Origin of the sequence: Sorangium sp. So ce119, assembly GCF_051524405.1 — a bacterium.
Lineage (GTDB): Bacteria > Myxococcota_A > Polyangia > Polyangiales > Polyangiaceae > Sorangium > Sorangium cellulosum_G.
The window spans coordinates 905066-925723 of record NZ_CP150310.1 but is presented as its reverse complement, the minus strand read 5'-3'; the positions used below and the strand labels follow the sequence as shown (position 1 = coordinate 925723).

The 20658-nt window shown below is 71.6% G+C and carries 16 protein-coding genes; 5 read left to right on the top strand and 11 right to left on the bottom strand.

Features of this window, described 5'->3' with window-relative positions; translation table 11 throughout:
* Positions 1-111: 111 nt before the first annotated feature.
* The 6 genes from WME76_RS03730 to WME76_RS03705 form a co-directional block, all read right to left on the bottom strand.
* Complete coding sequence (locus WME76_RS03730; RefSeq protein ID WP_437958842.1) at positions 112-2244, bottom strand: DUF4082 domain-containing protein; 2133 nt, start codon at positions 2242-2244, stop codon at positions 112-114.
* 113 nt (positions 2245-2357) lie between these two features.
* Positions 2358-3404, bottom strand: coding sequence for a glycoside hydrolase family 26 protein (locus tag WME76_RS03725; protein WP_437958841.1), 1047 nt, complete (start codon positions 3402-3404; stop codon positions 2358-2360).
* Positions 3401-4276, bottom strand: a complete 876-nt coding sequence (locus WME76_RS03720) for a hypothetical protein (RefSeq protein ID WP_437958840.1) — start codon at positions 4274-4276, stop codon at positions 3401-3403. The genes WME76_RS03725 and WME76_RS03720 overlap by 4 nt, the downstream gene beginning before the upstream one ends.
* Positions 4273-4863 carry an RNA polymerase sigma factor gene (locus WME76_RS03715; protein WP_437958839.1) on the bottom strand — a complete coding sequence of 197 codons (591 nt, stop codon included), beginning with the start codon at positions 4861-4863 and terminating at the stop codon, positions 4273-4275. The genes WME76_RS03720 and WME76_RS03715 overlap by 4 nt, the downstream gene beginning before the upstream one ends.
* 160 nt (positions 4864-5023) lie before the next feature.
* Positions 5024-6061 carry a hypothetical protein gene (locus WME76_RS03710; protein ID WP_437958838.1) on the bottom strand — a complete coding sequence of 346 codons (1038 nt, stop codon included), beginning with the start codon at positions 6059-6061 and terminating at the stop codon, positions 5024-5026.
* A 66-nt stretch (positions 6062-6127) separates the two neighbouring features.
* On the bottom strand, positions 6128-6703 hold the full coding sequence (locus tag WME76_RS03705; protein ID WP_437958837.1) for a GNAT family N-acetyltransferase: 576 nt from the start codon (positions 6701-6703) through the stop codon (positions 6128-6130).
* A gap of 978 nt (positions 6704-7681) precedes the next feature.
* Here WME76_RS03705 and WME76_RS03700 point away from each other — a divergent pair.
* Positions 7682-8350 carry a glutathione S-transferase family protein gene (locus WME76_RS03700; protein ID WP_437958836.1) on the top strand — a complete coding sequence of 223 codons (669 nt, stop codon included), beginning with the start codon at positions 7682-7684 and terminating at the stop codon, positions 8348-8350.
* A 23-nt stretch (positions 8351-8373) separates the two neighbouring features.
* Positions 8374-8994, top strand: a complete 621-nt coding sequence (locus WME76_RS03695) for a glutathione S-transferase family protein (RefSeq protein ID WP_061616136.1) — start codon at positions 8374-8376, stop codon at positions 8992-8994.
* A gap of 99 nt (positions 8995-9093) precedes the next feature.
* Here the strand turns inward: WME76_RS03695 and WME76_RS03690 are convergent, their stop codons facing one another.
* Both WME76_RS03690 and WME76_RS03685 read right to left on the bottom strand, forming a co-directional pair.
* On the bottom strand, positions 9094-10269 hold the full coding sequence (locus tag WME76_RS03690; RefSeq protein WP_437958835.1) for an acyl-CoA dehydrogenase family protein: 1176 nt from the start codon (positions 10267-10269) through the stop codon (positions 9094-9096).
* Between the two features lie 7 nt (positions 10270-10276).
* A complete protein-coding gene (locus tag WME76_RS03685; protein WP_437958834.1) occupies positions 10277-11149 on the bottom strand; it encodes an isocitrate lyase/PEP mutase family protein in 873 nt (290 codons plus the stop codon).
* Positions 11150-11347: 198 nt separating this feature from the next.
* On the opposite strand from WME76_RS03685, the gene WME76_RS03680 reads away from it, so the two are divergent.
* The gene (locus tag WME76_RS03680; protein WP_437958833.1) at positions 11348-12196 is read left to right on the top strand and encodes an alpha/beta fold hydrolase; all 849 of its coding nucleotides are present in this window, start codon (positions 11348-11350) and stop codon (positions 12194-12196) included.
* Between the two features lie 4 nt (positions 12197-12200).
* Here the strand turns inward: WME76_RS03680 and WME76_RS03675 are convergent, their stop codons facing one another.
* From WME76_RS03675 to WME76_RS03665, 3 genes are all read right to left on the bottom strand, one after another.
* Complete coding sequence (locus tag WME76_RS03675) at positions 12201-13553, bottom strand: erythromycin esterase family protein (RefSeq protein WP_437958832.1); 1353 nt, start codon at positions 13551-13553, stop codon at positions 12201-12203.
* Positions 13554-13855: 302 nt separating this feature from the next.
* Positions 13856-14095 (bottom strand): DUF378 domain-containing protein, encoded by a 240-nt coding sequence (locus tag WME76_RS03670; RefSeq protein ID WP_433933336.1) that lies wholly within the window; start codon positions 14093-14095, stop codon positions 13856-13858.
* A gap of 121 nt (positions 14096-14216) precedes the next feature.
* Positions 14217-15035: an SIR2 family NAD-dependent protein deacylase gene (locus WME76_RS03665; protein WP_437958831.1), complete on the bottom strand. Its 819-nt coding sequence runs from the start codon at positions 15033-15035 to the stop codon at positions 14217-14219.
* Between the two features lie 428 nt (positions 15036-15463).
* Here WME76_RS03665 and WME76_RS03660 point away from each other — a divergent pair, with 428 nt between their 5' ends.
* Together WME76_RS03660 and WME76_RS03655 are read left to right on the top strand one after the other, a co-directional pair.
* Positions 15464-17296 carry a vWA domain-containing protein gene (locus WME76_RS03660; protein ID WP_437958830.1) on the top strand — a complete coding sequence of 611 codons (1833 nt, stop codon included), beginning with the start codon at positions 15464-15466 and terminating at the stop codon, positions 17294-17296.
* Positions 17297-17506: 210 nt separating this feature from the next.
* Positions 17507-20623 (top strand): TonB-dependent receptor, encoded by a 3117-nt coding sequence (locus WME76_RS03655; RefSeq protein WP_437958829.1) that lies wholly within the window; start codon positions 17507-17509, stop codon positions 20621-20623.
* Positions 20624-20658: the final 35 nt, after the last annotated feature.

The window sequence follows — 20658 nt, the reverse complement described above, 5'->3', positions numbered from 1 at the left end:
CCCGCAGGCGCACCGGGCCGCGCGGCCACGATGCCCCCGGGTCGAGCGCGTGGGCGGTCGGAGGGGCGAGCGCTGGCGGAACCGGGCAGCGCACGACGCTGCCCATCCGGCTCACGGCGTGATCTTGTAGATGTGGTACGTGTACTCGGCCGCGAACGAGTCCGTGAACACGCCGCCGTCGATGGCGATGGTGCGGTTCTCGTAGAGCACCTGGACGGTGGAGCCCGTGAGGCCGGGCGGCAGCGTCAGCGTGTAGCTCCCGGTCGGCTTCGCGCGCCCGAGCATCGCGAAGAGGTAATAGGAGCCGTTGTGCTCCTTGAGCATCGTGTCGAGGTTCGCGTTGAAGGAGTACGCGTACGACTGCGTGTTGAGCACGGGCGCGAGGTCCTTGATGCGCAGGTTGGTCTCCTTGACCTTGGCGCGCTGCGCGGCGTAGCAGGGCTCGCGGAGCGCGTGCTGGGTCTCGCACGGGCCTCCGAAGCTGTGGTTGAAGTAGATGATCCCCCGGGCCTCGTGGATCAGGGACGACATCACCGCGCCGGCGATCTGGTCCGGCGTGATGCTCGGAGCCCAGTCCTCCGTGAACGGGTGACCGACCTCGATGAACGCCCAGATCGGCTGGCGCCTGCCGTCCATCCCGTCGAGGTGTCGCATCCTGTCCATGGTCACCCCGTAGTTCGCGGCGAGCCGGCACGTGGACGACGGGAGGCCGAGGAACGTCTGCATCTCGCCGCAGATGTTGGGATCGGTGTACCAGTAGAGGTCATTGGACACGACGTGCGTATAAGCATTGACGAACTGCTGCGCCTCGCTGTCGCTCTGCCAGAGCATCACGCCCTTGCCGAAGTTCGCATAACGCGCGCGCCCGTCCGATGGCGTGTTGTTCACCAGCGTCTGCATGACGGTATAGCCGCACGATGCGCTCGAGGGGTTGCAGATGGAGCCCTCGCCTGGATAGTTGCCCGTCCACGCGGCGGAGCCCGCCCCGGCCCACATGTCCGCCTCGTCCGTCAGCATATGGCCGACCGTCTCGCTGCTCTTTCCGCTGACCCCCGCGATGGCGAACATCCCGTTCTGCTGGATCAGCGGCATGTTACTCGCGCTGGTCAGCTCGACATAGGTGTTGATCCCGGCGTCCTTGTCGAGATCGATGTCGCTCTGGCCGTAGACGCCCTCGAACCAGACGCCGAGCGGGAAGAACACCGCGTTGTCCCAGGCCGCGGCATCGGTGTACGAATACGCGCTGTAGTAGGAGGGCCCGCCCTCCCACGCCACGCGCGGCAGGTTCAGGCTCCCGCCCTCGCCGGAGGGGTTGTTGACCGTCACGGCGCGCGAGACGCTCGTGGTGTTGCCTGACGTGTCCGTGGCGCGCACGGTCAGCGTGTGGCCCCCGTTGGTCAGCGGCAGGGTGTTCAGCGTATACGTCCAGCTGCTCGTGCCGGTGACCGTGGTGAAGCTCCCGGCGTCCACCTGGAGCTCGACCTTCGAGAGCCCCGCGTTGTCGGAGGCGGTGCCCGTGACCTGCGCCGTGCCGGTGAGCGTGGCGTTCGCCGCCGGGGAGGAGATGGCGACGGCCGGCAGCGTCGCGTCGCTCGAGGCCTGGAAGAGCACGTCGACCCAGTAGTTCGAGCCTCGCCACGTGCTCGTCGGGAACCCGGAGGTGCCGTATTTGTAGACGCCGTTGCCGCCGGCCTCGCCGTCCCTGAAGGCGTAGAGAGGGCCGCTCGCGCGGCCGGCGCTGGAGAAGTAGCTGTTGCTCGCCGAGTATCGCCCGTTCGGCGCGTGATAGCTCACGACGTAGGTCTGGTTCGCCTGGATCGGGACGGGCGCGTCGAAATAGGCCACCTGCCAGCCGGTCGCGCTCTCGTTCATGAACGTGACGGACCCGAGCTCCTGCCCCGCTGCGCTCCAGAGGCGCCCGGTGTGCGTCCCGGTGTTGCTGCTGCTCTTGTAGAAGCGAACCCCGGTGACCTGACCGGCGACGCTCGAGCGGAACTTCACGCCGAGCTCGACGGCCTGGGTGTCGCTGTCTGCCAGGATGGCCGGCACGTCCGCGTCCGACCACAGGCTGATCACCGAGCCGAGCACCTGCGCGGCGGCCGTCTTGTCGGCCGGATCGAGCGTGGTCTCGGCGCGGTCATCCCCGACGACGCAGCCGCTGGACATCAAGAGCAGCGCCATCATCGAGGCTCCCAGTGCGGTGGTCAGCCTGTTTCGCGCGAACAGATCGATACGTCGAGCCATGATGAGCTCCTTCCGGTTTGGTTGCGTGGTCTCGCCCTGGCAGGCAGAGCTCCGCCTGGAGCGCAGCGCCGGCGCTTTGCGGTTACTTCACGAGCTCGGGGCCGACCTCGGGGTCAGGGCCCCCAGAGCTTCTGGTAAAGGGCCGAAGCCATGGGCGCTTCGACCGGATCGTGCAGGGACGTGCAGAACTCGCCCGCGTTCGGGTCGTTGTAGTACGTCTCGTACGCCATCACGTCGGCGTTGGCCGCCAACGTGTCGTGCATCTTCTGGATGAAGAATGGGTTATCGCCGCCGGCGTCGCCGAAGCCGTTGCACGTGACGACCGCCCACTGGCCCACGCCCACGCGCTTCCCGTGAGCGCGCGCGAACTCGATGACCGCGCACAGGCCGTCAGGGCCGTTGCACTGCTGGGTCCATGCAGCCTCGTCGGGTGACGAGGGCGTCATGTCGAAGGTGTCGATGCCGATGACGTCGACGTACTCGTCGCCCGGGTACGCCTCGGAAGCGTCGCCGCTCGCGGGGTTCCGCGTGCCGTGCGCGCTCCTCGACCAGTCGAAGAGCGCCTCGGGGGCCGCCTCGCGGACGGCCGTGACGACATGCTGATAGCAGGACACCCACGCGACCGGGTCGCTCGCGCTCCACTCGACGTCGTTCCCGTTGAACTGCCAGGCAAGGCGGATGATCGAGCCAGCGCGATCGTGAGCGACCAGCGTCGCTCCGAGGGTGCGCCAGTGTTCGTCGTACTCGCCTTGCGCGCACGCCGCGAGGCTCCCGCCGGTGCCGATCGGCCAGAAAGGGAGCGCGATGACGAGCTTGCCCGTGAAGCCTGCGAGCCCCTCGAGGACGCCGTCCGGCTGGGTGATGCCCGGCCAGCTCGTGTAATCGGTGATCACGAGCGCGACGTCCGCGGGGCGACCGCGGTACGACGCCCACGCGGCGATCCGATCAAGGTCTTGCGCGTTGGTGCCCGAGGGCCAGGGCAAGCCGGAGAGCGCGCCTCCCGGCTGTGCGCCGGGCTCATTCCCATCGAGGCCCACGCCGTTCTTGCCGAGCGACGAGGTTCCTCCCGCTTCACACCCGAGGCCGAGCAAGAGCGACGCCGCTGCCCCGAACAGGGGGCGGAGGTCGGCGGGCCGCGTGGAAGCTCGCCGCCGGTTCATTCGCGCTCCCCCTTTGCCTGCGCCGGGGCCGGTGGGGCATCCCCCGCGCACGCGCGCCGGATCCGTTCACCGAGCGGAGAGCGCGGGTGCTGGCGCAGAAAGCGCTCGGACGCGGCCCGCGCCTCGGCCGTGCGGCCGAGCCGGCACAGGGTGAGGATGCGCGCCGCCGCCCGCTCCTGGCCGAGGATGCCCTCGGTCGGGTTCGCGCGGCGCGCCTCGAGCATCTTGAGGGCCTCCTCGTCCTTGCCTGCTCCCAGCGCGGCACGCACGTCGCGCAGGAGCTTCGCGTCCTCCTGGAAGCCGTTGTCCAGCGCTCCGGAGGCCGGGCTCGCGCTCCTCGAGGGCGCGGCCGCCCTGGGCGAGGGCGCCGGCCGCTCCTCGCGCTCCTCCGCGGGCCCGGGCGCGACGGGCGCCTCGTGCGTCGCGCGCTCGGCCTCGGCGAGCGAGTCCTTCATCTGCGCCACGATCGCGGCGCTCGTGGTCACGACGGCGCTCGTGGACAGGCGCGCCTCCAGCGTGTCGCGCTGCGCGGAGCCGCGCGTGAAGAGGTGCGCTGTCGCGGCGACGGCCGCGAGGGTCACCCCCATCACGATCTTGCCGCCGAGCGTCCCCAGCCCGAAGCTCACGCCCGCCTTCACGGCGGTCGCGGCGATCGCAGGCGCGGCCGCGCCTGCGCTGGCCGACGTCGCGGCGGCGTCCGCCGTCGCAGCGGCCTTGGCCGGGGCCAGGGAGGCGGCGCCCGCGACCCCCGCGGCGATGCCCAGCCGCTGGAGGAGCTGCGCGCGGTATCGCGCGTGCTCTTCCGGCGTGAGGCCCTCTTCGTGGCGGGCCGACGCGATCAACGAACGCGCCTCGCGGCTCAGCTCGCTCATCGGGGTCTCCCCATGTTCTGCTGCGCGCGGCAGCGCGAGAGGGCACGCTCGAAGGCCTGGCGCGCGGCGCGCAGGCGCGAATAGACCGTGTTCACGTTCAGCGAGAGCGTGTCGGCGATCTCCGGCACGCTCATCTGCTCGAGCTCGGCGAGCACGAAGACCTCGCGCTTGTCGTCGTCGAGCGTCTCGAGCAGGGAGTAGAAGAGGCGGATCTCCTCGGCCTGCGCGGCGCGCTCGAACGGCCCGTCCGAGCGCTCGGCGGCGAGGCTGTCCGGATCCACGCCCGCCGCGAGGGCCTCGCGCTCCGGCTTCCTGCGGACGAGCGTGCGCCGGTAGTTCCGGGCGATGCGGAGCGCGATCACGAAGAGCCACTGCTTGACGTACGCATGCGCGTGGAACTCGCCGAGCCGCCGGTGGACGACGACGAAGACCTCTTGCAGCGCGTCAGGGAGGTTCGCCTCGACGACGCCGAGGCGGCGCAGCGACCGGTACACGTAGTCGGCGTAGGCGTCGTAGAGCGCCTCGACCGTGAGCTCGCCCGGGGCCCGCTCGCTCACCGGCGGCGGGCTCGATGAAGCGCGAGACACGGGCGCCTCCGCGGGTTGACCGGCAGCGAACGAGAAGACCACGTGGAGCTAACTGTCCGCCCCCGTCCGGATCCGTGACGAAAAGGCGAGGGGGAGGGAAACATCGTTCGGGCTTCTCGTGCTGTCGCAAGAATGCAGCGAGCGTGAGAGGCTGTTCGGCTCAGAACGAAAGTTCCAGCCCCAGGCTCGCGCGCCCTGCGACCGCCGAGGGTCGGTGCACGAGGCCCACGTCGTCGATGCCGAAGCGCTCTCGCCGCGTCGGGATCAGGAGCGCGGCGTGGGCGGCCACGCCGAGCGGGCCGAGGATCGAGAAGCGCGCGTCGAGCCCTGGGGAGAAGGACAGCCACGTCGCCGATGCGCTCGCGGGGAAGCGCACGCCGAGCCCGGTGCCTGTGAGGTGATCGAGCTCGAGGCCGCCGCAGAGCGCGACGGGGAGCGCCGCTGGCTCGCCGCAGCCCTCGACGCCGACGACGGTGAGCCCGAAGGAGCCCCCGATGGGCGTGCCCTCGGGGCCCGACGCGATCGTCGTCGAACGACCCGGCCAGAGCGCTCCATGGAGGCCGAGGCGCACGCGGCGATAACCGAGCGCGACGCGGGCGCCCACGCCGAGCGACGCGCCGGGCAACGTGCCCAGGTCGCCGGCGGCCGCGAGGCGCGCCGTGAGGGTGATGCGATCGCCGGGGTCCGCCTCGCTTCGCTTCCTGGAAGGCGCCGGGACGGGAGCAGGCGAGGCGCTGGCTGCGGCTGCGTCGGGGGCTCGGGGCGGAGGAGGTGGTCCGGGCGTCGCAGGGCCGGCGCCCGTCGCGCTCTCGCGAGCGGCCATGGCTTCGGGGTCGATCATCCACGCGAGGATCACCACCGTCGCCTCGGCCATCGCGCGGCACGATCGCTCCTCGATGACACGGACGCCCTGGGAGGAGCCCATCCAGGTGACGAGCTCGACACGCCAGCGCCCGTCCGCGTCGCGATGGACCTCGGCGCTCGCGCGGACAGGCGCTTGCTCTCGCGTGGGGGCGGGCCCCACGAGGCGCTGCACCTGCGCGATCACCTCGTCCCTGGACGGGCAGTCGCTGCCCTCCGGCGTGCGCCAGACCAGCGACACGCGCGCGCCATCGTCCCCGGCGCTCGCCGCCGCGGGCGCGGCGAGCACGGCGAGGGCGATGCAGGGGTGCGCCACACGGCTCCACGAGCGGCTCATCGTGGCGGCTACGCTTCGATCAGGGGCTCGGGCTCGTCCAGCGCATTCGTCAGCGAGCGCCTCCGCTCAACTCCGGCCTTCCCCGCCGCGCCCCGCGGTCTGCGCCCACACCATGGTGTCGCGCGGCTCGCCCGCGGGCGTGAGGGCGTTGGCCTCGAGCGTCTCCACGTGTCGATACCCGAGCCGCCGGGGCACGGCGGCGCTCGCGCTGTTGCGGGGATCGCAGCGGATCTCGACGCGGCTCAGCCCGAGATCCTCGAGCGCGACCCGGGTCAGCGCCTCCACCGCCTCCGTGGCGTACCCGCGTCGCGTCGCCGTCTCCCGGAGCCAGTATCCGATCTCGATCGCGTCCGGGCCGATCCGCGGGTGCAGCCCCGTGCCCCCGAGCACCTCGCGCGCGTCGCGCGTGAAGATGCCGTAATGAAAGTCGCGTCCTGCCGCGAAATCGTCCCGGAACCTCTCCAGCAGCGCGATCGTGGCCTCCAGCGCCAATGGCTCGTGCACGGCCCACGGCATCCAGGGGCGCAGGTGCGCAAGGCTTTCGTCGATCGCCTCCCTCATCAAAGAGGCATCCTCGGGCTGCCACGCGCGCAGCACCAGCCGAGCGGTCACGAGCTGGGCCGGAGGGCGCTCACCCGCCATGGCCCCGCTCCATGCCTGCCGCCGTCGCGCATCGGGCAACGATGTCAATCCCCTGTCGAGCGCAGCAGACCACGCGATCGCGATGTCCGGAGCCACCGAGATCTCCGCAGCCGACGCGAGCGATCATCACGCTGCAGAGCTTACGACGAAAGCCTCTCCTGAACATCCTTGCTCCTCCGGCGCGATGCCCTCCCGGCAGCGCTGTCCCGCCGCAGACGCGTTGCGCACCCCCGATCGAGCTCGTCGCCGACCCGAGGAGCGGCTTGACATATCCACTATAACAGACTAACGTCCGTCATAGAAGAGTAAGACGGAAAACAGCGGCGGTCCCCCGGTGCGTCGGGAGGAGACCCGCGTGTGGACGATCCGCGCGCGCAGAGGTGCCGCTCGACGGGGTGGCGGACTGCGGCGCTGTCTGTCGCATCCGCGACCAGCAATCCACGAGGAGGAAGTCAGGATGAAGATCTGAACAACCCCATCCCGCGAGGCGCGACGTCTCCCGGGTATCTGCCGCATTGACCCTTCGATCAGCAGCGACCCCTCCCGGCGCCCGGCGCTCAGCGGAGCGCCGGGCGAGCAAACCGACCCGCAGACACCGCCGCGACGCGCCCACCGGGCCAGCCAGGGAGCCCGCGCAGCATCGCCGGCCTCCGACACGATCACCACCGCACGCCGGATTGACTGCTGCCGCAGCAGCACATCGCCAGCAATCGCTGCTCCGGTCGCAGCAAGTTCATGTCCGTCATGACGGATCGCGATCCGTTCCCGCGACAGCGCTCTGGCACGTTATCTGCTCGACCTGCAACGCGTGAGCTGACGCGAACGCGATCGACGACCGCCGCCGACGCCGGCGCGCGCTCCGAGCCTGGACCAGCGCGGCGCAACCTGGAGGGAGTTCCGATGGATCCGGGTGCTCGTCCTTCTGCTCCGCGCGGCAAGAAAGCATCTGGCGTGGCCGGAGCCACGAAGGAGAACAGGATGACGAAGCTGCGACTCTACAGCGCGAAGGCGTGCCCCTTCGCTCACCGCACCCGGCTCGTGCTTCAGGAGAAGGCGATCGATCACGAGCTGACGGAGGTCGATCTTCAGAACAAGCCGCGGGCGTTCGTCGACGCCTCGCTCTACGGCAAGGTCCCGGCCATCGAGCACGACGGCCACCGCATCTGGGAGTCGGCGATCATCAACGAGTACCTGGAGGAGGTCTTCCCCGATCCCCCGCTCCTGCCCCGGGAGCCCGGCAGGCGCGCCCTGGCGAGGATCTGGATCGATCATGCGAACACGCGCCTCGTGCCCGCGTTCGGTCAGCTCCTCAGGGCCGAGACGCCGGAACAGGAGGCGGAGGGGCGCAAGACGCTCGGCGACGTGCTCGCGTTCATCGAGCGCGAGGCGCTGGCGAAGTCGAGCGGGCCTTACTGGCTGGGCGCCGAGATCAGCCTCGTCGATCTCGCCTTCTATCCGTGGTTCGAGCGGCTGCCGGCGGTGGGCCGCCTGCGCGGGTTCTCCATCCCGGCGGAGCTCACCCGGCTCCAGGCGTGGCTCGACGCCGTGCAGGCGCGCGACGCGGTCCGCGCCCACCTGAACCCGGTCGATTTCTACGTGGAGCGTTACGCGAAGTTCGTGAAGCCGGCCGCGGCGACGGCCGCCTGAGCGGCACCGAAGACGAGGACATCATGCTGAAGCTCTGGGGTCACAAGAACTCTTCCAACGTACAGAAGGTCCTCTGGGCGCTCGACGAGCTCAGGCTCGATTTCGAGCGCGTCGACGCCGGCGGGCCGTTCGGCCGCGTCAAGGACGCGGACTATCTCACCCTCAACCCGAACGGGCTGGTCCCGACGCTCGAGGACGGGCCCCTGGTGCTCTGGGAGTCGCACGCGATCGTGCGGTATCTGTTCACCCGCTACGGCTCGCCGCCCCTCCAGCCGAGCGACCTCGCGGACAGGGCGCGCGCCGACGCCTGGACAGACTGGCAGTTCGGGACGCTGTGGCCCCCGGTGCGGACGCTCCTCGTCCAGCTCCTGCGCACGCCGGAGGAGCGCCGCGATCAGGGCGCGATCGACGGCGCGCGCAAGGCGGCGCTCGCCGCCCTGGGGATCCTCGACAAGGAGCTGTCACGGCACCCGTGGACCGCAGGGGAGTACTTCACGCTCGCCGATATCCCCCTCGGGGTGGCGGCGCAGCGGTGGTACAACCTCCCGATCGAGCGGCCCGCGCTCCAGCACGTGGACGCATGGTACGGCCGCGTCAGGCGCCGGCCGGGCTTCGAGCGCTGGGTGGACCTCCCGCTGAAATGAAACGCGCGCGCTCATGACGTGAGGCGCGCGCCCGCGCGGGCTCATGACGGATGGCCGGTATTGCCGGCCGTCTCCTCCTCTCCGCTCGCGGACGGCCCTTCAAAACATCGGCAGCTCGGTGTCCAGCCCGAGGAGCACGCGGCCCTGGACCTCGCGCGTCTGCGGCGCGACGAGGGCGTGCTGCGTGACGGCGTGAACGTCGCGGAAGCAGCGCTGAAGAGGGCTCTCCGCGTAGAGCGCCGTGGCGCCGCCCGCCGTGAAGGCCAGATCGACGGCGCGGGCCGCGCCGAGCGCGGCGTTCGTCGCGGCGAGGCGGACGCGCGCCCGCTCCCGTAGCGAGATCGGCGCGCCCGCCAGCGCGGCATCCCAGACGGCGCCGACCGCCTCGACGAGGTACGCCCTGGCCGCGCCCAGCGTGGCCTCGGCCTCGGCCACGACGAGCGCCGTCGACGGCCGCGCGGCGAGCGACGTCATCGCGCCGGCCGGCCTCTTGGTCGCCGCGAGCCGGATGAGCTCATCGAGGGCTTCACGCGCGATCCCGAGCGCGGTCGACGCGACAGCGCTCGCGAGGAAGCCGAAGAGAGGGAACATGAAGCGAGGCCCCGGATGCGTCGGCGCGGTCATCGGGAGACGGATGCACCGGCGACTCGGCACGAAGACGTCCGCGACCTCGAAATCGTGGCTCCCGGTGCCGGCGAGGCCGGAGACGCGCCACGTATCCAGGATCTTGCACTCGGAGGCGCGGATCATCGGCACGACGGCCTCGGGCACGCCCGCCGGCGACATGCGCGGGGCTGCCCCGTCGAACACCACCGCGGTGCCGCCCAGCCAGTCGCAATGCTGACAGGCGCTCGCCATCGCCCACCTCCCCGTGATGCGATACCCTCCCTCGACCTCGACGGCGCGCCCGCTCGGCGCGAAGACGCCCGCGGTGACGGCATCGGGGATCGCGACCATCTCTTGACCCCCCTCCGCGGGGAGGTACGCCTCGAACGCGCCGGTCGTACCGCAGATCATCGCACACCACCCCGCCGCGCCGTCGGCGCGCGAGAGCTCCTCGATCACGCGCAGGGTCGTGAGGGGGTCGGCCTCGAGGCCGCCGAACGCGCGCGGACGACACATGCGGAAGATCCCCGACTCCCTGAACGCCCTCGCGACGGGATCGGGCAGACGGCGCTCGCGCTCTCCCTGCTGCGCGTGCTCCTTGACGAGCGGAACGAGGCTGCGCGCCACGTCGAGGAGCGACTGGGGCTCGGCGGAGGACATCGTGACCATGGTGAACTCACCCCTTCTCGGGCGGCGGCTGCGCGTACCGCGCCTCTTCCGCGTAATAGTCAGGGAAGCCGACGACCTCCTGGAGCGCCCCGAAGCTCATGCGAGGGTCCGGGTGCCGGCCGGCGCGCAAAGCCGCGAGCGCCTCGCGCATGGCGGCGGCGGCGACCGAGAGCAGGGTGAGCGGATAGGCCGCGATCTTGTAGCCGATCGCCTCGAGCTCCGCCGGCGGCAGCACCGGCGTCCTGCCGTGATCCACCATGTTCGCCATCGTCGGCGCGCGCACCTCGCGGCAGAACGCGCGCATCTCCTCCACGCTCTCGGGCGCCTCGAGGAACACGATGTCTGCCCCGAGGTCGGCGAACGCCCGGGCCCGCGCCAGCGCCTCGTCGAAGCCGTGCGTCTGCCGGGCGTCCGTGCGGGCCATGACGAGCACGCCGGCCCCCTCGTCGCGCGCGTCCACCGCGGCGCGGACGCGGGTGAACGCCTCGTCGCGGGGCACCACCTGCTTGCCGCGCGTGTGGCCGCAGCGCTTCGGGGCCACCTGGTCCTCGATCATCACGCAGGCGAGCCCGGCCTTCGCATAGCCGCGCACCGTGCGCTTCACGTTCATCGCGTTGCCGTAGCCTGTGTCGCCGTCGCCGATCACCGGGATCGACACAGCGCCGCAGATCGCGCGCGCCTGGTCGACCATCTCTCCGTACGAGATGAGCCCCGTGTCCGGGGCGCCGAGGCGCGCGGCGGAGACCGCGAAGCCGCTCATGAACGTCAGCGCGAAGCCGGCCTGCTCGATGAGGCGCGCCGACAGCGCGTCGAAGCAGCAAGGCATCACCAGGAGGCCGGGCGTCGCGAGGAGCTCTCGGAGCTGCTGAGCAGAGGACACGGCCGCGACGATAGCCCGACCGGCCGCCCTCCGCGCAAGCGGAAGACGCGCAGCGCGGCGTTCGTCGCGGGCGCTCCCGCGGCCTTCCATCGGCGCGCCGGGAGGCCCCGGCAGCGCGGCGCTCCCTGGGTTTCTGTTGCCGGGTCCGGCGCTCGAGAGGCAGGATGCGGCCGCGATGGATCCGCACAGGAGAGACGCATGAGCACGGTTTCATTGAGGGAAATCGCGATCGACGGCCAGCCCGCCAGCGTCCACGTCGGCGGCCGTGGAGAGCCGCTGCTGCTGGTGCACGGCGCCTGGGGCGGCGCGTCGATGTACTGGTCGTCCGTCTGGGAGCAATTCGCGGAGCGCTTCCAGGTGATCGCGCCCGACCTGCCGGGCGTGGGCCGCACGGACACCCCGGCGCTCGGCTCGATCGGCGCCTACGCGCGCTGGCTCGAGCGGCTCCTCGACGACCTCGGCGTCGCCAGCGCGTGGTGCGTCGGCAACTCCTTCGGCGCAGGGGTGGCGTCGTGCTTCGCGGCGCAGCACGCGGCCCGCTGCCGGGGGCTCGTGCTGGTCAACGGCACGCCCGTCCCCGCGCTGCCGCGGGCCGTCGGCTGGCTGCTGGCGCGGCCGCTGCCCCGGCAGATGCTGCGCGCGCTCGCGCTGAAGCACGGCTACAACCCGTCGATCCTGACCCGCGCCTTCGCCGACCCCGGCCGCGCCCCCGCCGCGCTGCGGGACGACCTGGAGCGCGGCAGCTCGCCGCAGATGGATGCGGTGCTCGACGCCGTGCTCCAAGGGGGCCCCAGGGCGCCGCTCGGCGTGACCCCGCTGATCGTCTGGGGCGAGGCGGACCGGCTCGCGGGCAGCTCCGCGCGCGCCGCGATGAAGCTCCACGCCTCGCTGCCGGGCTCGCAGCTCACGCTCATCCCGGCGACAGGGCACATGCCGCAGCTCGAGAACCCCGAGGCGTTCGTCGACGCGGTGTCGCGCTTCATCGAGGCGCGCTCGGCCGCCGCCCGCCCCCGCGGCCTCGGCGGGCGGGTCGACGCCGGCGCGTAGGCGCTCACACCCCCGTCGGGTACGTCTCCGCCTCTGGCTCGCGCCGCTCGGCCGTCCACTCCAGCGGCCTCACCGCGCTCGTCTCGTCGATGTGGATGACCGCGTCGAACTGCTCGCTGAGCCGCGCGTGGAAGTAGTGGCTCGCCCGCTCGGTCTCCGGCAGGTAGAGGACGCCGATGGCGCGCTCGAGGGAGCGCTCGCGCAGCGCCTCCACGAGCTCGCGCCGCGCGCCCGCCTCCGGCCGCAGGTCGAGCCAGAAGCGCGGCAGCTCCGTGTCGTGGAAGAGCCGCTCGTAGCTGTTCGGCAGCGACGGCCGGACGCGCTTGATCTCGGCGGGAGCGCCCCACGCCGAGGCGGCCATCACCGTCCCTGTGTGCGTGGAGAAGCCGACGAGGAACGTGTCGTCGCCGAAGCGCTCGCGCAGGAGCTGGCCGACGTTCCACTCGCCGCCCTCGCCCATCTGCGTCGCGCGCGCGTCGCCCAGGTGCGAGTTGTGGGCCCAGAGGACGGCCCTCGTCGGCGCGTGGAGCCGGTCGAGGTGCGCGACCAGCGCCGCGACGGTGTCGACCATGTACCGGTCGCGGAGGTTCCACGACGACACAGCGCCGCGGAACATCGTGCGGTAGTACTCCTCGGCGCTCTGCACGAGCCGCGCGTTCTGCTCGACCTGGAAGTACTCGTCCTCGGCGACGCGCCCGTCGCGCTTCGCGTACTCGGCCTGCTTCTTCATCAGCTCCATGAGCTGCTCGACGACCTCGCGCTCGCACGACCCGCTCAGCTCGAAGCCGGCCGCATAGCCGTACACCTGCGGATCGTCGCTGAACCGGTCGAAGCACCCGTAGCGGCGCCGCGCCCGCCGGGCGGCCTCCGGATCGACGCGGTCGAGGTAGGCGAGGACCGCCTCCATCGAGGCATGCAAGCTGTACAGATCCATGCCGTAGAAGCCCGCCTTCGGGCGCCCGCGCGCGACGCCGGCGTTGTGCTCGCGGAGCCACCGGACGAGCCCGAGGACGTCCTGGTTGCGCCACATCCACTGCGGGAACCGCTTGAAGCCGCCGAGCGCCTCGTCGGCGCTGCCGTCGTCGTCCGTCCCACGGACATAGCGGTTCACGCGGTACGCGTCCGGCCAGTCGGCCTCGACGATGACGGCGGTGAAGCCCTTCTCGGCGATGAGCCGCCGCGTGATCTGGGCGCGGGCCTCGTAGAACTCGTGCGTGCCGTGCGTGGCCTCTCCGAGCAGGACGAACCGGCGGTCGCCGATGGCGTCGAGCAGGGCGTCGTGGTCGCGCGCGGCGCCCCGCAGCGGGCGGGCGGCGTCGCGGACGAGGGCTATCGCGGGTTCTCGAGAGCTCGGCATGGTGTCACTCCTTGCGGCCGTCGCGGCTGCGGCCTCATCCACGGTATTGCCACCGTGACTGGACACGTCGCGTCCGCCGGAGATCGACGCCTCTGGCGAACGGCGAACACCCTCGTTGGCCGCTGAGCTCGCTGTTCCATGGTTCCGGATCGGGTCTCTGGACAGGCGCCAGGAGTTGCAAGACCCGCGCCGGAATACACCACGACCTCGGGAGCTGCCCTGTTCTCAGGGGCTCCGGATCGCGTGCTCCGGATCGCCTCGGCGCGCGCCGGGCGCCACGTCGAGCGATGTCGGGCACGGCATCACGGCATCGTGGTGACCCGCGTGCGCTTGCTGAGCTGGGCCGTTGCGTAGAGGAGATAGAGCCCGGCGAGCCCGACGAGCACGTAGACGATGCGGCTGATCGCGCTGTCGCGGCCGAAGATGGCGGCGACCACGTTGAACTCGAACAGCCCAACGAGCCCCCAGTTGATGGCGCCGATCACGACGAGCGCGATCGCGGCCCACGTTAGCCCTGAAATCCCACGGTTGACCTGTTCCATACCCCCCGCGGAAGCACGCGCCGCGCCGCGCGATGCGTGCACCGCGCGCCCGCTGCGGCGCGCCGCCGACGCCGCCGGCCCGCGCCGGAAGAGGCCGCTCGACGGCGCGCGCTCTCTCTTTCTACGGCGCCGGTTCCGGCGCGACGTCGAGCAGCGACGGCAAGATCTCCCCCGCGCCGCCGGTGAACACGACGTCGCAGAGGCCGGTGATCGCGCTGGGCTCGACGTTGACCTCGGCGATGAGGGCGCCGTGGCGCCTGGCCATCGGGACGAAGCCCGCGGCCGGGTACACCACGGCCGAGGTGCCGACCACGAGCAGGAGATCGCAGCCGTCGACGCCGGCGGCCGCCGCGGCGAGATCGCGCTCCTGGAGCGCCTCGCCGAACCAGACCACGTGCGGGCGCTGCACGCCGCCGCAGCGGCAGTGAGGCAGCTCTGCGGCCGTGAAGCGCCGGGCGCGGGTGTCCGGATCGGGGGAGCCGCTGCCCGCGAACGCGGGCGTGATGGGCACGTCGCGGTTCTCTGTCACGCTCCCGCACGAGAGGCAGCGCACCTGCCACAGCGAGCCGTGGAGCCGCACCGGATCCCGGGAGCCGGCCTGCTCGTGCAGCCCGTCGATGTTCTGGGTGATGAGGGTGAACGTGCGGCCGGCGCCCCGCCACCGCGCCTCCAGCTGCGCCAGCGCGCGATGGCCCGGGTTCGGCGCGCAGCCGAGGGCGCGCTCGCGGCGGTGGTTGTAGAACTCCCACACGAGGCCGGGGTCGCGCTGCCACGCCTCGGGCGAGGCGAGGCTCGTCGCCTCGTAGCGCCGCCACAGCCCGCCGGCGCCGCGGAAGGTGGGGATCCCCGACTCCGCCGAGACGCCGGCGCCGGTCAGGACGGCGATCTTCCTGGCGCGGCATAGACTGGACTGGAACCGCTCGCGGCTGGCTGCGCTCATCGCGGACCTCCTGAGGAGAGAGGGAGCAGACGGCGGGAGAGCGGAGGACGGTCGTCCCTGCGCCGTCGTCCCCACCTCCTGCGCAACGTAGCGCACCGCGCAGGGCGGCGCCTGCAGCAGGCGCCGCGCGGTCCCCCATTTCGGGTGTAAGCCCGCCGCGGCGACCACGTTTCCCTGACACCTGGACGCGCCGAGCCCGCCACCGCGGGCCCCGGCCGCGAGCGTCCCATCGCCTGCTCGCCGGAGGACCGGCGACATGCGGCCTTCGATCCGCGAGCGCGGCGAGGGGACGTGTCCTGTCCTGGAGATGCCCTTTGGGGCCGCGCGTGCGGCCCTCCCGAAGACCTGCACGGGGCCCGGCGATCAGGGCCCCTCGACAACGCACTGCGGGGATCCGCGCTCGCGATCCCCTTCAAGGAGGACACCTCATGCGCACCCTGCCGTTCGCCGTCGTCGCCCCGTCTCTCGTCGCTGCGTTGCTCCTCGGCTGCGGCGCGTCGGGCCCTGCCCCGGCCGCGCCGCAGCCGTCGATGGGCGCCGCGGCCGCGCAGCCCATGCAGCCGGAGTACGACGCGCCGGAAGGCAAAGGCCGCGCGTCGGCCGCGCACGAGAAAGCCGAGGACGCCGCGCCAGGGGCCTCGCCCGCCGCGCCCGAGGCGGCTGCCCCTGCCCCGCCCGCGCCCGCCGCGCCCCCGCCGGCGGTCGCGGTCGCGGCCCCGTCGTCCAGGGCCGCGCTGACGAGCAAGCCGGAAGCGCGCCGCGCCCAGGCGGGCGCCGCGCCCAAGAAAGCGCCCCCCCAGCCGGTGGCCGCGGCGCCGCGCCCCGCGCCCGCGCCGGTCGCCGTCGCCGCGCCCGAGCCCCAGGGCAGCGAGACGTACCGCGACTACGGCGTGAACCCGGTGGAGGACCCCGCGAAGGACCGGCTCTCCACGTTCGCGATCGACGTCGACACGGCCTCTTACGCCATCGCGCGCCGCAAGATCCTCGAGGGCGCGCTGCCGCCGTATCAGGCCGTCCGCGCCGAGGAGTTCCTCAACTACTTCGACTATGGCTATGCGCCCCCCGCGACGGGCCCGTTCGCCGTGCACCTCGCGGCCGCGCCCTCGCCGTTCACGGTGGGCCACCACCTCGTCCGCGTCGCCGTCCAGGGCAAGCGCGTGCCGGTCAAGGACCGGACGCCGGTGCACCTCGTGTACCTCGTCGACACGAGCGGTTCCATGCAGTCGCCCGACAAGATCGAGCTCGCGAAGAAGAGCCTCCGGATGCTCACCGAGTCGCTCAAGCCCGGGGACACCGTCGCCCTCTGCACCTACGCGGGCAGCGTGCGCGAGGTGCTCGCGCCGACCGGCGTCGAGAGCAAGGGGAAGATCCTCGCCGCCATCGCGGACCTCGCCGCGGGCGGCTCCACCGCCATGGCGAGCGGGATCGACCTCGCCTACGACCTGGCCGAGCGGACGCTCGTGAAGGGGCACGTCAACCGCGTCGTCGTGCTCTCCGACGGCGACGCGAACGTCGGCCCGACCTCCCACGACGAGATCCTGAAGACGATCAAGCGCGCGAGGGACAAGGGCATCACGCTGTCCACCATCGGGTTCGGCCAGGGCAACTACAAGGATCTGATGATGGAGCAGCTCGCCAACCAGGGCGACGGGAACTACGCCTACATCGACAGCGAGGCGCAGGCGCGGCGCGTCTTCTCCGAGCAGGTCGGCGGGATGCTCCAGGTCATCGCCCGCGACGTGAAGATCCAGGTCGAGTTCGATCCGGAGCTCGTCAAGACCTACCGGCTCATCGGCTACGAGAACCGCAATGTCGCCGACCGGGACTTCCGGAACGACAAGGTCGACGCCGGCGAGATCGGCGCGGGGCACAGCGTGACGGCCCTCTACGACGTCGAGCTCAAGCCCGCCGCGCTGCGGGGCGGCGGCGCGACGCCGGTCGTCGTGCGCCTCCGCCACAAGGCGCCGCTCGGCTCGAACGCGGCCGAAGAGACGGTGGTCCGGATGGCCCCGGGCGCCATCGCGCCCACCTTCGACGCGGCGCCGGCCGACCTCCGCTTCGCGTCCGCCGTGGCCGGCTTCTCCGAGATCCTGCGCCACAGCCCGCACGCGCGCTCGTGGAGGCTCTCCGACGTCGAGAAGATCGCGCGGGGCGCCGCGTCCAGCAAGGGCGATCAGCAGGAGTTCATCGGCGTCGTCCGCCGCGCCGGCGCGCTCGCCGGCGGCAGGACAGACGCCGTGGTCGCGAAGGCCGCCGACTGACCCGCGCGCGCCCCGGCGCGGGCCCCAGGGTCTCCGTCGCGCGCACCGATCCGCACACGCCGGCTCCGGCGCGCGCGGAGCGGACGACGCCAGCGCGGCGCCCCTGTCCACGTCGACGCGCTCCAAGTCGATCCGAGATCCGCGGGACCGTGTATAAGCTCTCTCACGGCAGGTCGTCATGGACAGCCTTCGAGGAGCCACGTCAATCCCATGCACATGAAGCGCGGCCGCTGGGCCGCTTCGCTGCTCGCGCTCTCCGGCGCGCTCGCGTCCACCCCGGCGTTCGCGGCCGGCTCCGCCGTCCTCACGGGGACGGTCATCGACGCGGCGACGAACAAGCCGGCTCCGGACGTCGTGGTCACCGTCACGTCCCCCGCCCTCCAGGGGGAGCAGATCGTGGTGACCGATGCCGCCGGTCAATACCGCATCCCGAACCTCCCGCCAGGCACGTACACCCTGCGGCTCGACAAGGAGGCCTACAGGCCTTATTCGCGCGGCGGCGTCGAGCTGCGGCTCGACAGCACGATCCGGGTGAACACCCAGCTCCTCCCCGAGGCCCTCCAGGCCCAGGAGATCGTCGTCGTCGGCGCCCCGCCGACGGTCGATGTCGGCTCGAGCGCGACGGGCGTCAACGTGAGCTCCGAGTTCGTGAGCCGCGTCCCGCTCAACCGACCGAGCGCGAAGGGGGCGGCCACCCGATCGTTCGAGTCCCTCGCCGAGGTCGCGCCGGGCGCGTTCGCCGACCGGTACGGCGTCTCGATCAGCGGGACGACCTCGCCGGAGAACCAGTTCGTGATCGACGGCCTCTCGGTGAACAACCCGGGGTTCGGCATCCTCGGGACGCCGCTCTCGGTCGAGTTCGTCGACGAGCTCAACGTGATCACCGGCGGCTACATGCCGGAATACGGCCGCTCGACGGGCGGCTACTACAACGTCGCCACCAAGTCCGGATCCAACGAGTACCACGGCTCGGTCTTCTTCAGCATCACGCCCGGCCTCTTCGAGGGGTCGCGCGCCGCCGTTGTCACGCAGGAGAGCGCGATCGCCACCGACGTCACGCTGTCCTCGCTGCGCGACTTCGGCGCCGAGATCGGCGGCCCGATCCTGAAGGACAGGCTGTGGTTCTACGCCGGCCTCTCGCCCTCGTTCGCGACCTACCGCCTGGAGCGCAACCTGAACATCCTCCAGCCGGGCGACCAGCCCGGCGGCGTCGCGCGGAGCCGCCTGCCGGGGTCGACGGACGTCTACTACGCCACGCAGCAGAGCCTCCAGTACCTCGGCAAGCTGACGCTGCTCATCGATCCGGACAACACCCTGGCGCTCTCCGTCCACGGCACCCCGACCCTGTCGGGCGGAGACGGCGCCTTCGGGTTGAACCCGCGCGACGGCAGGATCGAGTTCGACAACCCCTACAACGGCGGGATCATCAACGGCAGCTACGGCGCGATCGCGCACCAGTACGTGACCACCGCGACCGACGCCTCGCTGAAGTGGTCCTCTGCGTTCCAGAACAAGACCCACCTGCTCGACGTGACGCTCGGCATCCACCACGAGCTCAACGCCATCCGCGCCTCGGACGGCGAGAAGATCGGGAGCGGAAAGGGGCTGTCCGACGTCGTCCAGGTGCTCTGGCAGAGGTCCCCGCCGCGCTCCATCGGCGAGTTCGAGCCGGGGGACGCCACGCGGCGGTGCGCGGAGGAGGACGCCGCGGGCGGCGAGCCGTGCCCGGTGCCCGGCTACTACTACACGGGCGGCCCCGGGGTGCTGAGCGAGTCGGTCTTCGACCGCTACCAGGGCAAGGCCATGCTGACGAGCCTGTTCTCGGCCCTGGGCCATCACGTCGTCAAGGCCGGCGTCGACGTCGAGGTGATGCGCTACAGCAGCCAGCGCGGCGAGTCGGGCGGCACGATCCTGACCGAGTTCCCCGACGGATCGGTGGTCTACGATTACCGCCGCCACGGGTTCCTGAGCGGCCCCGACGACCCGGTTCATCTCACGAACTACGAGGCGGTGTCGACGTCGCTCACGCTCGGCGGCTTCGTGCAGGACAGCTGGAGCATCGCCGACCGCGTCACCCTGAACGCCGGCGTGCGCTACGACGCGCAGCTCCTCTACGGCTACGACGGCGCGCTCGGCCTGAGCCTGCCGAACCAGTGGTCGCCGCGCGCCGGCGTCATCTACGACATCACGCAGTCCGGCAGGTCCAAGCTCTACGCGAACTATGGCCGGTACTACGAGAGCGTCCCGCTCAACATCGCCGATCGCCTGCTCCCCGGCGAGCGCATGCTCTACTCCTTCCGCGACCCGTCGACGTGCGACCCGAGGAACGAGGAGGACACCCAGGGCGCGTGCGAGGACGACGACGGGCGCCTCACGGCCGACGGCCCCCACGCGCCGAACCAGAAATGGGGCGTCATCGGGAGCGACAAGACGCCCGTCGATCCGGACCTCGAGCCGCAGTCGTCCGACGAGATCGTCCTCGGCGGCGAGTACGAGATCGCGCCCAAGGTGCGGGTCGGCGCCGAGTACACGAAGCGCTGGCAGAACCGGATCATCGAGGACCTGAGCCGCGACGAGGCGAAGTCCTATTTCATCGCCAACCCCGGCTACGGCGCGGCCAGGGACTTCACGAAGGCGAAGCGCGATTACGACGCGTTCACCGTGTATGCAGAGAAGGTGTTCGCGGGCGGCTGGCTCGCGCAGGCGAGCTACCGCATCGCGTACCTGCGCGGCAACTGGTCCGGGCTGTTCAAGCCGGAGACGACGCAGATCGATCCCAACATGAACACGGACTTCGATCTGCAGTCGCTGCTCCCGAACCGGGAAGGCGCCTTGCCGGGGGACCACCGGCACCAGATCAAGCTCTACGGCGCGAAGGATTTCGTCTTCAAGAACGGGCTCGTGGTGAACCTCGGCGGCGCCTACCGCGCCCGCTCCGGCGCGGCGACGTCGTACCTCGGGGCCCACCTCCTCTACGGCCCCGACGAGGTCTTCATCCTGCCGCGCGGGAGCGGCGAGCGCCTGCCCTGGGTGCACGACGTCGACGTCCACGTCGGCGTCGGCGTGCAGCTCGCGAAGGACAGCGCGCTGCTCGTGGCGGTCGACTCGTTCAACCTCTTCAACTTCCAGGCCGTGACCGCGGTCGACGAGCGGTACACGTCGGCGCAGGTGCTGCCCATCTCCGGGGGCACGGAGGCGAGCCTCGCCGGGCTGCAGAACGCCGACGGGAGCGCGTTCGACCCGGTGAACAAGAACCCGAACTTCGGCAATCCGGTGGCGTACCAGGCGCCGCGCACGTTCCGGATCAGCGCCAAGGTGACCTTCTAGGGCTGCGCCGCGCGCGGCAGAGACGCCATGAAACG

Bases quoted from the DNA above. Each gene is read 5' to 3' on its own strand.
- WME76_RS03730 (WP_437958842.1), bottom strand. From the start codon at position 2,244: ATGGCTCGACGTATCGATCTGTTCGCGCGAAACAGGCTGACCACCGCA.
- WME76_RS03725 (WP_437958841.1), bottom strand. From the start codon at position 3,404: ATGAACCGGCGGCGAGCTTCCACGCGGCCCGCCGACCTCCGCCCCCTG.
- WME76_RS03720 (WP_437958840.1), bottom strand. From the start codon at position 4,276: ATGAGCGAGCTGAGCCGCGAGGCGCGTTCGTTGATCGCGTCGGCCCGC.
- WME76_RS03710 (WP_437958838.1), bottom strand. From the start codon at position 6,061: ATGAGCCGCTCGTGGAGCCGTGTGGCGCACCCCTGCATCGCCCTCGCC.
- WME76_RS03705 (WP_437958837.1), bottom strand. From the start codon at position 6,703: ATGGCGGGTGAGCGCCCTCCGGCCCAGCTCGTGACCGCTCGGCTGGTG.
- WME76_RS03700 (WP_437958836.1), top strand. From the start codon at position 7,682: ATGACGAAGCTGCGACTCTACAGCGCGAAGGCGTGCCCCTTCGCTCAC.
- WME76_RS03695 (WP_061616136.1), top strand. From the start codon at position 8,374: ATGCTGAAGCTCTGGGGTCACAAGAACTCTTCCAACGTACAGAAGGTC.
- WME76_RS03690 (WP_437958835.1), bottom strand. From the start codon at position 10,269: ATGGTCACGATGTCCTCCGCCGAGCCCCAGTCGCTCCTCGACGTGGCG.
- WME76_RS03680 (WP_437958833.1), top strand. From the start codon at position 11,348: ATGAGCACGGTTTCATTGAGGGAAATCGCGATCGACGGCCAGCCCGCC.
- WME76_RS03675 (WP_437958832.1), bottom strand. From the start codon at position 13,553: ATGCCGAGCTCTCGAGAACCCGCGATAGCCCTCGTCCGCGACGCCGCC.
- WME76_RS03670 (WP_433933336.1), bottom strand. From the start codon at position 14,095: ATGGAACAGGTCAACCGTGGGATTTCAGGGCTAACGTGGGCCGCGATC.
- WME76_RS03665 (WP_437958831.1), bottom strand. From the start codon at position 15,035: ATGAGCGCAGCCAGCCGCGAGCGGTTCCAGTCCAGTCTATGCCGCGCC.
- WME76_RS03660 (WP_437958830.1), top strand. From the start codon at position 15,464: ATGCGCACCCTGCCGTTCGCCGTCGTCGCCCCGTCTCTCGTCGCTGCG.
- WME76_RS03655 (WP_437958829.1), top strand. From the start codon at position 17,507: ATGCACATGAAGCGCGGCCGCTGGGCCGCTTCGCTGCTCGCGCTCTCC.